A 9,899-nucleotide genomic window follows, 5' to 3' on the forward strand; every position below is an offset into this window, starting at 1 on the left:
CCCGCGGGGTACCCCGGCGGGGGGGGGGGGTTGGGGGGCGCCCCCCCCCCCCCCGGGGCCCCCCGCGGGGCCCCCCGGGACGGGTGGCTTTGCGGCCACGACCGGCCGGAGCGACCCGAGACCGGGATGGTGGCATGACCCTTCAGGACACCCCGACCGCCGGAACCACCCGGCACGGGGACTTCGCCGAGCTGCGCCGACGCGTCGGCGAGGCCGGGCTGCTCCGCAAGCGCCCGCTGTACTACGGCTGCCGGGCCGCCGCCCTGCTGGGCGCCCTCGTCCTGCTGCTGGCCGGTTTCGCCGTCGTCGGCGCGAGCTGGTGGCAGCTCGCGCTGGCGCCCGTACTCGCCCTCGTGCTGGGCCAGTTGGCGCTGCTCGGCCACGACGTCGCGCACCACGCGGTGTTCTCCGGGCGCCGGAGCACCGACCTCGCGGGCATCCTGCTCGGCAACCTGGTGGTCGGGATGAGCTACGGCTGGTGGGTCAGCGACCACAACCGCCACCACGCCCACCCGAACCGGGAAGGGCGCGATCCGGCCGCCAACGCCATGCTCTTCGTCCGCACCGCCGAACAGGCGGCCCGTACCAAGGGGTTGAGGAGGACGGTCGCCAAGTACCAGGCGGAGCTGTTCTTCCCGCTGCTCTCGCTCCAGGCCCTCGGCCTGGTCGTCGCCACCGCCGTGACCCTGACCCGGGGCCGGCTGCGCCACCCGGTGCTGGAACGGACCCTCGCCGCCCTGCACTACGCCCTCGCGGCGGGCCTGCTGCTGGCCGTCCTCACCCCGCTCCAGGCGCTCGCCTTCGCCGTGCTGTGCGGCGCCGTGCTCGGCGTCTACCTGGGCTGCATCTTCGCGCCCAACCACAAGGGCATGCCGATGACCGGACCGGACGAGCAGCCCGCCGACTACCTCCGGCGCCAGGTGCTGCCCTCCCGCAACCTGCGCGCCGGGCGGTTCACCCACTTCCTCTTCGGCGGCCTCGGCTACCAGATCGAGCACCACCTCTTCCCGGCCATGCCCGTCCCGGCGCTGCGCCCGGCCTCGCGGATCGTGCGCGCCTACTGCGCGGAGGTCGGCCTGCCGTACGCCGAGGCGGGGCTGGTCGACTCGTTCCGGGAGATCCTGCGGGACCTCCGGGCGGTGGGCCACTGCGTCGACGCGCCGCCGAGCGCGGCCGTACCCGGGGCCAGGGCCGAGGACGGTCGTGCCCGGGTCGAGAGTGGGGCCGCCCGCATCGAGAGCGGGGCCGCCCGGTGAGCCGCCTCCTGTCGGGGCCGGTGACGCTCGGCACCGCCGCACCCCCCACCCCTGGGCCGGACGGCGGACCGCTGCGGGTCCTGATCGTCACCGAGTCCTTCCCGCCGCAGCTCAACGGCGTCGCCCACAGCGTGCTGCGGACCGCCGAGCACCTGAGCGCCCGTGGCCACCGCGTCCTGGTGGTCACCCCGGCGACCCGCTCCCGGCGCGGCCCCGAGCGGGTGGACGGCTACCAGGTGCTCAGGGTCCCGTCCGTTCCGCTGCCCGGCTACCCGGAGGTGCGGATCGCCCTGCCCGGCGGGCAGTTGGCGGCCGCGATCGAGCGGCACCGCCCCCAGGTCGTCCACCTGGCCGGGCCGTTCGCCCTCGGCGCGGCCGGCGCCGCGGCCGCCCGGCGGGCCGGCGTCCCGGCCGTGGCGGTGTTCCAGACGGACATGGCGGCCTACGCCCGGACCTACCTCCCGTTCGCGGGCGAGGCCGGTGCCCGGACGGCCTGGCGGATCCTGCGGCGGGTCCACGGCGCGGCCGCCCGGACGCTGGCGCCCTCCCGGGCGTCGCTGGACGCGCTGGCCGCCCACGGCGTCCCCCGGCTCCACCTGTGGCCGCGCGGGGTCGACCGGGAGCGCTTCCACCCGCGCCACCGCGACGAGGCGCTGCGCCGCCGGCTCGCCCCGCGCGGCGAGGTGCTGGTCGGCTACGTCGGACGGCTGGCGGCCGAGAAGCAGGTCGACCGGCTGGTGCAGGCCTCCCGGCTGCCGGGCGTGCGGCTGGTGGTGGTCGGCGACGGCCCGTGCCGCGCACCGCTGGAGGCCGCACTGCCGGACGCGGAGTTCCTGGGCCGCCGCACCGGGCACGAACTCGCCCGGCTGTACGCCTCGTTCGACGTCTTCGCGCACACCGGACCGTACGAGACCTTCGGCCAGACCGTCCAGGAGGCGATGGCCAGCGGCCTGCCGGTGGTCGCCCCGGCGGCCGGCGGGCCGCTGGACCTGGTCCGCCCCGGGCGCACCGGCTTCCTGGTGCCGCCCGGCGCGGGCGAGGAGTTCCGGACGGCCATCGACCGGCTCGCCCGGGACGCCGGCCTGCGGGCCGAACTCGGCCGGGCGGGCCGCGCCGCCGTGGCCGAGCGCGACTGGGCGTCGATCGGCGACCGGCTGATCGGGCACTACCGCCTCGCCATCGCGGAGACCACCGGAGCGTTGCGGCGGTGAGCCGCGCGACGCCACCGCCACTCCACCGCAGCTCCGCTCCCGAAGGAACCAGCCCCCGTGCACCAGCCGCTCGCCGCCGCCTACACCCCCGGCACCGCACCCGCCGCCGACACCGCCGTCTTCCTGCACGGCCTGGGCGGCTGGACCGACAACTGGGCGGCCCTGATCGGCCAGTTGCGCGGCGCGGTGCACTGCCTGGCCCTGGACCTCCCCGGCTACGGCCGGTCGGCGCCCCCGCCCGGCGGCCTCGTCACGGTCGAGGGCCAGTCCGCGGCCGTCGCCGCCCACCTGGACCGCGCCGGGCACCGCCGGGTCCATCTGGTCGGCAACTCCCTCGGCGGCCTGACGGCCATGCACATCGCCTCCCATCGGCCCGAGTTGGTCGCCTCGCTGACCCTGCTCGCCCCCGTGCTGCCCGCCCTCCCCTCCCCCCAGGCCCTGCGCGCGGCGCTGCTCGCCCTCCCCGGCGCCCCGCGCCTGTACGCCCGGCTGCTCGCCGAGCGGAGCCCGGACCGCCAACTGGACGACCTCTACCGGCTGATCTACGCGGACCCCGCCCGGGTCCGCCCCGAGGTGCGCGCGGCGGAGGCCCGTGAACGGCTGCGCCGCAGCGAACTCCCGTACGCGGGAGGGATGCTGCCCGCGGGCATGCGGGCCGTGGTCCGCTCCTCCCTGCACCGGGGCGCCGCCTCCCCCTGGCACCAGGCGGGCCGGATCACCGCCCCCACCCTGCTGGTCTACGGCCGGGAGGACCGTCTCGTCCCGTTCCGGCTCGCCCCGCGCGCCTACGCCGCCTTCCGCGACGCCCGCCTGCTCACCCTCCCCGACACCGGCCACGTCGCCATGCAGGAACGCCCCGCCCCGGTCGCCGCCGCCCTCCGCGCCCTGATCGCCGAGACCGGACGGGCACCCGTACCCGTCCCGGTGGCCTGACGCCCCGCCGTCGTGCCGGTCAGAGCCCCGGCGTGCGGTGCAGGGAGATCAGCAGGCGCCAGACCCGCTCGGCGACCCGCTCCGGCTCCGCCGCGATCCGGCCGTGCAGCCAGTCGGCGAGCACCCCGGTGAACGTGCCGGCGACCGCGGCCGCCACCAGGTCTGGTTCCGGCGCTCCGGCCAACGCCCGCTCGGTGCGGCTGCGTTCACGCAGCTCGCGGTTGAGCACCAGGCCGAGCGGCCCGCCGCCGCCCGGTGCCAGCAGGGCGCGGTGGAGCCCGGCGTGCGGCACCAGCTCGGTGAAGAACCCGGTGAGGGCGGGCGGCGGGACGTCCGGGTCGGGCACGCCGCGCCAGGCGTGCAGCGCGTCCACCGCCACCCGGACCAGGTCGGCGCAGGCGTCCACCGCCAGCGCCTCCAGATCGGCATAGTGCACGTAGAAGGTGGCCCGCCCCACCCCGGCCCGGCGCACCAGGGCGGCGACGCTGACCTCCGCGAGCGGCCGCTCGGCGCACTCCGCCAGCAGCGCCCGCCGCAGGGCGGCCCGGGTCCGCTCGGCCCTGGGGTCCACGGCGCCCCTCGGGTTCAGGGCATCCCTGGGGTTCAGGGCGTCCCACGGGTCCGGGGCGGCGCTCATCCGGCCACCAGGACGGCGCCGAGGGCAACCGCTCCGGGCAGGGCCTGGGCGAGCAGGATCCGCCGGTTCGCGGTGGCGCCGCCGTACAGCCCGGCCACCACCACGCAGGACAGGAAGAACACCTGCACCTGGTGGCCCGTGGTACCGCCGGCGAGCAGCCCCCAGACCAGCCCGGCGGCCAGGAAGCCGTTGTAGAGGCCCTGGTTGGCGGCCAGCGGCGCCGTCGCCCGGGCGAGCTCCGGGTCGAACCCGGACAGCTCTCGGCCGGGCCGCCGCTCCCACAGGAACATCTCCAGCACCAGGATGTACCCGTGCAGCACGGCCACCAGGCCGACCAGCAGTTCCGCCGTCGTACGCATCGTCAGCTCCCGAGTTCATGGACAGGTGTCCTTCTTATCTGGACACCTGTCCATGAAGTCCACCGGCACCCGCCGTCCGCCGCCAAAGCGGGTCGTTGGACCACGTACGGAACCTTGAGAGCACGAGCAGCCCATGGCAGGCTCATGGCGCATGATCGATGATTTCGCGAAGGACAACCTGCACGCGAGACTGCGGCGGGACCGCGAGGCACTGCTCTGGAAGCTCGACGGATTGTCCGAGTACGACGCCCGCCGACCGTTGACGGCGACCGGGACCAACCTCCTCGGCCTGGTCAAACACGTGGCCACCGTCGAGGCCAGGTACTTCGGCGAGGTCTTCGACCGCCCGTCCCCGGAGCCGCTGCCCCGGTGGCAGGACTCCGACGGCGGCGATCTGTGGGCGACCGAGGACGAGACCCGCGATCAGGTCATCGGGTTCTACCGGCGCACCTGGGAACACGCGGACGCGACGATCAACGGGCTTCCCCTCGACGCCCCCGGCCACGTGCCGTGGTGGCCGGGGCCTCATGCCGACACGAACCTGTTCGCCGTCATGGTCCATGTCCTCGGCGAGTCCAACCGGCACGCCGGGCACGCCGACATCCTGCGCGAGGGCCTCGACGGCCGGACCGGGATGCGCCCCGAACACGAGCAGCAGGTCGACGAGCAAGCCCGTGCGGCCTACGTCGCGAAGGTCGAGCAGGCCGCCAGGTCGGCCGCACCGATCAAGGCTTAGAGGGTGTCGACGGGCGGCCGACGGGCCGCCGACGAGCGGCCGGCGCCCGGTCCGGGGGATCCTGCACCTGGGCGGCGGCGCGAGCGCCGGCCACCGCAGCGGCACCGCCGCTCCCGAGAGGAGACCCGGACCATGGACGAGGACCCGGCCGACGAGACCGTCCTGCGCGAGGTGCTCGACCGCTGGAAGGACGCGGTCGACCGGCACGAGCCCGAACGCGTCGCCGCCCTCTTCGCCGAGGACGCGGTCTTCCAGGGCCTGCACCCCTACAGTGTCGGGCGGCCCGGGGTGGCCGCCTACTACGCCGCCCAACCCGCCGGCATGACCGCCGAGTACGAGATCCTGACGATCGACCGCCCGGCCCGGGACCTCGTCCGCGGATACCTGGCCGTGGACTTCTCGTTCACCGACCGCCCGACGCTGAGCGTCTTCCTCGGCGTCCTGCTGCAACGGACCGCCGACGGCTGGGCGATCGCCCACTACCAGGTCTCCCTCCTGCCCCGGGAGGCCGCCGCGCCCCTGCGCGAGTTCCTGGTCGAGATCACCACCACCGTGCCCGAGGGCACGCCCGCGGCGGAGGTCGACCGCCGGCGCGCCGCCGAGGCCGTCCGCGCCCGCGAGCTGGCCGCCGCCGGGCGCCTGGCGCGGCTGTGGCGCCCGGTCGGCGAGCTGCGCAGCATCGGCGTCTGGCGGGCCGCCGACGAGGACGAGCTGCGCGAGGAGGTGCTGGGCAGCCTCCCGCTGCGGCCGTGGATGACCCTCACGGTGACCGCCCTGGAGTCCCACCCCAACGACCCGGCCCGGCCCTGACGGCCGGACCGGGCCCCACACGGGTCGGCACGGCTCGGCCCGCCCCACCCCGACGGCGCGCCGGGCGCGCTCGACGGTCTCCGCCTTCTCGCCGACGGATGGGCACCGTGAGGCTGCTACGGCTCTGTCCTCTGCGCCGGCACGGTCCCGGCGCCCCGCTGTTGTGGAACCCGGGTGGCGCGGGCGGTCGCGAGAGCGGCCAGCAGGCCCAGGGGGAGTGCGGTGAGCCAGACCAGGGCGGGCGGTCCGATGCGGCCGAGGGCCAGCCCGGACATCGGGCCGATCGCCGAGCCGATGTCCTGCGAGGTGGACAGGGCGGCCTGGTAGGTGGCGCTGCTGCCCGCCGGGGCGTGGCGGCTGACGAACGCCGAGGTGGTGGGGCCGTAGATCATCATGCCGAAGGAGGTGACGAGGGCCGCGGCGACGAGGGCGGGGTAGCCGAGGCCGGCGGCGGCGAACCCGGCGAGGCCGGCTCCTTGGAGGGCGGCGCCCAGGAAGAGGAGCCGGGCGGTGTCGCGGCGGCGGGCCCAGCGGCTGACGCGCATCTGGAACAGGATGATCGCGAGGGCGTCGACGGCGAACAGGATGGCGTAGGCCGTGGGGCTTATGGAGTCCACGCGGTTCAGGAGGACCAGGCCGTCCGCTTCCCACCAGGTGAAGGTGACGGTCAGCAGGCTGCCGCCGAGGATCAGCAGGGCCAGTCTGCGGTCGCGCAGGATGTGGGTGAACGGGCTGTGCACGTTCTCGGCCTCGCCGCCGGTTGCCTCTTGTGCGGTCTCGGGACCTGTGACGCGGTCGGCGGGGACGGTGATGAACACGGCGATCGCGGCGGCGACGAGCAGTACGCCCGCTACGGCGAACACGCTCGACAGCGAGAAGGCGACGGCGACCGCGCCCAGGACCGGTCCGACCACACCGCCGATGCTGGCCACCACGCGGGTCAGTCCGTAGGCCTGGTGAAGGTCCTCATCCGTGTGGAGGTCACCGATGAGGGCGGCGATCGTGGGGTGGAACGCCGACTCGAAGAGCCCTGCCGCCAGGAATAGCACGAGGGCGAGGACGGCGTGGTGGACCAGGAAGAGGCTGCCGTAGCCCAGGGCCATTCCCGTCGTGGAGAGCAGCATCATGCGGCGGTGCCCGATCCGGTCGGCCAGGACGCCCCCGGCCAGGCCTCCGGTGAACTCGCCGGCGGCCTGGACGAGGAAGAGGGCTCCGGCCGCTGCTCCGCCGAGTCCGCCGACGCGGTGGGCCCACAGGACGATGAACGGCAGCATGATGCCGTTGGCGAGTGCGCCGAGCAGCCGCACCGCGAGGAGGCCGCGGAAGGCGAACGTCACCTGCCGTGGGGTCATTCCGTCGCGGATCCCGGGCGCCAGGGTGTTCACGTGCGGTCTCCCGGCGTGGCGGCGGGGCGGGTCTCGGCGGGTGCGGCCGGGTCGAGGGTCCGGGCCGGGCCGGTGCGGTGGCGTGTGGTGTTCATGAGGGCTTCCTCTGCCGTGAGGGCCGTTGGGCACGGCGTAGCCGCCACCCAATTACGGGTCACTGTGTCTCGAAAGAGGCTAGCACCATTTCGAGGCACGGTGTCTTGTTAAGCTGGCCCCATGCAGAGCACCCCCCCAGAGCACGCTTCACCCGGGCGCCCCCGCAGTGAGGCGGCGCGGGTCGCCGTTCTCCACGCCGTCGACGACCTGCTCGTCGAGCAGGGATACGCGGCGATGACCATGAAGGGCATCGCCGAGCGGGCCGGGGTGGGGCGCCAGACGGTCTACCGGTGGTGGTCCACGAAGGCCGAGATCCTGCTCGAGGCAAGCACCAGTGACGCCGCCCACGAACTGGCCACGGAACCCCGAGCCCGCCCCACGGACGACCTCACCGCATTCCTCGAAGCGCTGACGTGCTTCCTCACCACCTCACCCGCAGGTCTCGCCTACCGGGCCCTGCTGGGCGAAGCGCAGCACGACAGCGCCGTACGCGACCTCGTCCGCACCGCCGACCTCCTCGGCACCGCAGCCCAGGCCGTACTCGCCCGCGTGAGCCCGCACGCCGCCCACATGCCCCCCGCGCCACTGGCCGCGGCCCAGCTCACCGGGCCCGTCCTCGCCGTCATCCTGGAGACCGGCGGCCCGCTGCCACCCGCCCTGCTCGCGGACCACGCCGAAATCCTGGTCCGGGCCTGGACCACAGAACCCGCACCCCGACCCGCTACCGCCGTGCGCCCGGGCACCGCCTGATCCGCAGCGGCTCTCCTCGAATCTCCTCGAAGTGCGGTACGGGGTCCCGGTCTTCCCCGTACGACCCTTCCCCGCACGCCCCTATCCCCGCACGCCTCAGGCAGGCGCGCCGGCCGCGAGGACCTGCCGCAGGTCCTGCACGGACGCGCGGATGAGCGCCGGCAGGTCCGAACCGTCCGGGCCGACCGGGTCGGCCGGCTCGGCGATCCAGCGCGCGACGGCGACCTTGAACACGGCCATGCCCGTCTCGGCCGCCAGGCCGGCGGTCGGCGCGGGGACGCCGCGGCCGCGCAGCGCCTCGGCGGTCGCCGCCGCCATCGCGTCGAGCTTGACCAGCTCGCGTTCCCGTAGCTCCGGGCTGGCCGACACGACGGCGTCGCGCCGCCGGACCCGTTCGGGGTTCTCCTGCAGGACGGCGCCCACGGCTTCGAGGGCCGCGCCCACCGCCTCCATCGGGGCCGCGTCGGCGGGTGCCTCCGCAACCGCCCGTACCAGCAGCTCCCGCATCAACTCGGTGCCGTGGAAGAGGACTTCGCGCTTGTCGGCGAAGTGCCGGTAGAAGGTCCGCTCGGTCAGCCCGGCCCGCACGGCGATCTCCGCCGCCGTGGTCCGCTCGAACCCCTGCTCGGCGAAGAGCGCCAGTGCCGCTTCCGCCAGCCGTCCGCGCCCGTTCGGCTCCCATCTGCCCATGCGGTGATCGTACGCGATGACAGTCCCTGACATCACTGCTAGCCTGACGACAGTCACTGACATCACTCGTTCGGAGGTTCTGTCATGCACGTCTTCGTCACGGGCGCGTCCGGCTGGATCGGCTCCGCCGTCGTCCCCGAACTCATCAAGGCCGGCCACCGGGTCACCGGGCTCGCCCGGTCCGACGCCTCGGCCGCCAAGGTCGCCACCTCCGGGGCCGAGGTCCTGCGCGGCGACCTCGGCGACCTGGACGCCCTACGGGCCGGGGCCTCCGCCGCCGACGCCGTCATCCACCTCGCCTTCGTCCACGACTTCACCGCCTTCGACGCCTCGATCCGCACCGACGCCCGCGCGGCCGAGGCCCTCGGCGAGGCCCTCGAAGGCTCCGGCAAGCCCCTGGTCGTCGCCCACGGGACGCCGGCGACACCCGGGCGGACGGCCACCGAGCACGACCGCAGCGCCCCCGGCTCCCTCGGGGCGGGCCGCGAGGAGAACGCCGCGGCCGTCCTCGCCCTGGCGGAGCGCGGCGTGCGCCCGTCCGTCGTCCGACTGCCCCGCACCGTCCACGGCGACGGCGACCACGGCTTCATCGCCCAGCTGGTCACCACCGCCCGCGCCAAGGGCGTCTCCGGCTACGTCGGCGACGGCTCCCAGCGCTGGCCGGCCGTGCACGTGCGCGACGCCGCCCGCCTGTTCCGCCTGACCGCCGAGCAGGCCCCGTCGGGCTCGATGCTGCACGCCGTCGGCGACGAGGGCGTACCGACCCGCGACATCGCCGCGGTGATCGGCCGCCACCTCTCCCTCCCGACGGCCGCCGCCCCGGCCGAGGACTTCGGCTTCCTCGGCGGCATCCTCGCCGTCGACCAGCCCGCCTCCAGCACCCTCACCCAGCACCTCCTCGACTGGCACCCCACCGGCCCCGGGCTGCTCGCGGACCTCGACCAGGGCCACTACTTCCGCTGATCCCACGGCACGGGCCCGGGGGGGGGGGCCGGGGCGGGGCCGGCCGGGCCCCGGGCGGCCGCGCGGCGGCCGC

Annotated in this window: 11 protein-coding genes and 1 pseudogene; 8 read left to right on the plus strand and 4 right to left on the minus strand. The window is 75.4% G+C overall.

The window, feature by feature from the left end:
• Positions 1 to 134: 134 nt before the first annotated feature.
• From ACFXOZ_RS08260 to ACFXOZ_RS08270, 3 genes are all read left to right on the plus strand, one after another.
• Positions 135 to 1,256 carry an acyl-CoA desaturase gene (locus ACFXOZ_RS08260; RefSeq protein ID WP_380588514.1) on the plus strand — a complete coding sequence of 374 codons (1,122 nt, stop codon included), beginning with the start codon at positions 135 to 137 and terminating at the stop codon, positions 1,254 to 1,256.
• A gap of 71 nt (positions 1,257 to 1,327) precedes the next feature.
• Complete coding sequence (locus ACFXOZ_RS08265; protein ID WP_380588535.1) at positions 1,328 to 2,467, plus strand: glycosyltransferase family 4 protein; 1,140 nt, start codon at positions 1,328 to 1,330, stop codon at positions 2,465 to 2,467.
• A gap of 57 nt (positions 2,468 to 2,524) precedes the next feature.
• Positions 2,525 to 3,400: an alpha/beta fold hydrolase gene (locus tag ACFXOZ_RS08270; RefSeq protein WP_380588516.1), complete on the plus strand. Its 876-nt coding sequence runs from the start codon at positions 2,525 to 2,527 to the stop codon at positions 3,398 to 3,400.
• A 19-nt stretch (positions 3,401 to 3,419) separates the two neighbouring features.
• On the opposite strand, the gene ACFXOZ_RS08275 is transcribed toward ACFXOZ_RS08270, so the two are convergent.
• Positions 3,420 to 4,037: a TetR/AcrR family transcriptional regulator gene (locus ACFXOZ_RS08275; protein WP_380588518.1), complete on the minus strand. Its 618-nt coding sequence runs from the start codon at positions 4,035 to 4,037 to the stop codon at positions 3,420 to 3,422.
• On the minus strand, positions 4,034 to 4,396 hold the full coding sequence (locus ACFXOZ_RS08280; protein WP_375884222.1) for a DUF1304 domain-containing protein: 363 nt from the start codon (positions 4,394 to 4,396) through the stop codon (positions 4,034 to 4,036). Before ACFXOZ_RS08280 ends, ACFXOZ_RS08275 begins: the two co-directional genes overlap by 4 nt.
• Positions 4,397 to 4,547: 151 nt before the next feature.
• Between ACFXOZ_RS08280 and ACFXOZ_RS08285 the strand changes: the two genes are divergently transcribed.
• The 3 genes and pseudogenes from ACFXOZ_RS08285 (at position 4,548) to ACFXOZ_RS08295 (ending at position 5,942) form a co-directional block, all read left to right on the plus strand.
• Positions 4,548 to 5,132, plus strand: a complete 585-nt coding sequence (locus ACFXOZ_RS08285) for a DinB family protein (RefSeq protein WP_380588520.1) — start codon at positions 4,548 to 4,550, stop codon at positions 5,130 to 5,132.
• Between the two features lie 132 nt (positions 5,133 to 5,264).
• Positions 5,265 to 5,630, plus strand: a pseudogene (locus tag ACFXOZ_RS08290) (YybH family protein); the annotation flags it as partial.
• 21 nt (positions 5,631 to 5,651) lie between these two features.
• Positions 5,652 to 5,942: a muconolactone Delta-isomerase family protein gene (locus ACFXOZ_RS08295; RefSeq protein ID WP_380397224.1), complete on the plus strand. Its 291-nt coding sequence runs from the start codon at positions 5,652 to 5,654 to the stop codon at positions 5,940 to 5,942.
• Between the two features lie 116 nt (positions 5,943 to 6,058).
• On the opposite strand, the gene ACFXOZ_RS08300 is transcribed toward ACFXOZ_RS08295, so the two are convergent.
• On the minus strand, positions 6,059 to 7,294 hold the full coding sequence (locus ACFXOZ_RS08300) for an MFS transporter (RefSeq protein ID WP_380588522.1): 1,236 nt from the start codon (positions 7,292 to 7,294) through the stop codon (positions 6,059 to 6,061).
• A gap of 249 nt (positions 7,295 to 7,543) precedes the next feature.
• Here ACFXOZ_RS08300 and ACFXOZ_RS08305 point away from each other — a divergent pair, with 249 nt between their 5' ends.
• Positions 7,544 to 8,173: a TetR/AcrR family transcriptional regulator gene (locus ACFXOZ_RS08305; RefSeq protein WP_380532484.1), complete on the plus strand. Its 630-nt coding sequence runs from the start codon at positions 7,544 to 7,546 to the stop codon at positions 8,171 to 8,173.
• Between the two features lie 96 nt (positions 8,174 to 8,269).
• Here the strand turns inward: ACFXOZ_RS08305 and ACFXOZ_RS08310 are convergent, their stop codons facing one another.
• The gene (locus tag ACFXOZ_RS08310; RefSeq protein WP_380532482.1) at positions 8,270 to 8,863 is read right to left on the minus strand and encodes a TetR/AcrR family transcriptional regulator; all 594 of its coding nucleotides are present in this window, start codon (positions 8,861 to 8,863) and stop codon (positions 8,270 to 8,272) included.
• A gap of 84 nt (positions 8,864 to 8,947) precedes the next feature.
• Here ACFXOZ_RS08310 and ACFXOZ_RS08315 point away from each other — a divergent pair, with 84 nt between their 5' ends.
• Positions 8,948 to 9,826, plus strand: a complete 879-nt coding sequence (locus ACFXOZ_RS08315) for an SDR family oxidoreductase (RefSeq protein ID WP_380588525.1) — start codon at positions 8,948 to 8,950, stop codon at positions 9,824 to 9,826.
• The last annotated feature ends 73 nt before the right edge of the window (positions 9,827 to 9,899 follow it).

It is taken from the genome of Kitasatospora sp. NPDC059160, from assembly GCF_042755465.1.
Lineage (GTDB): Bacteria > Actinomycetota > Actinomycetes > Streptomycetales > Streptomycetaceae > Kitasatospora.

Bases quoted from the DNA above. Each gene is read 5' to 3' on its own strand.
- ACFXOZ_RS08260 (WP_380588514.1), top strand. From the start codon at position 135: ATGACCCTTCAGGACACCCCGACCGCCGGAACCACCCGGCACGGGGAC.
- ACFXOZ_RS08275 (WP_380588518.1), bottom strand. From the start codon at position 4,037: ATGAGCGCCGCCCCGGACCCGTGGGACGCCCTGAACCCCAGGGATGCC.
- ACFXOZ_RS08280 (WP_375884222.1), bottom strand. From the start codon at position 4,396: ATGCGTACGACGGCGGAACTGCTGGTCGGCCTGGTGGCCGTGCTGCAC.
- ACFXOZ_RS08285 (WP_380588520.1), top strand. From the start codon at position 4,548: ATGATCGATGATTTCGCGAAGGACAACCTGCACGCGAGACTGCGGCGG.
- ACFXOZ_RS08300 (WP_380588522.1), bottom strand. From the start codon at position 7,294: ATGACCCCACGGCAGGTGACGTTCGCCTTCCGCGGCCTCCTCGCGGTG.
- ACFXOZ_RS08305 (WP_380532484.1), top strand. From the start codon at position 7,544: ATGCAGAGCACCCCCCCAGAGCACGCTTCACCCGGGCGCCCCCGCAGT.
- ACFXOZ_RS08310 (WP_380532482.1), bottom strand. From the start codon at position 8,863: ATGGGCAGATGGGAGCCGAACGGGCGCGGACGGCTGGCGGAAGCGGCA.
- ACFXOZ_RS08315 (WP_380588525.1), top strand. From the start codon at position 8,948: ATGCACGTCTTCGTCACGGGCGCGTCCGGCTGGATCGGCTCCGCCGTC.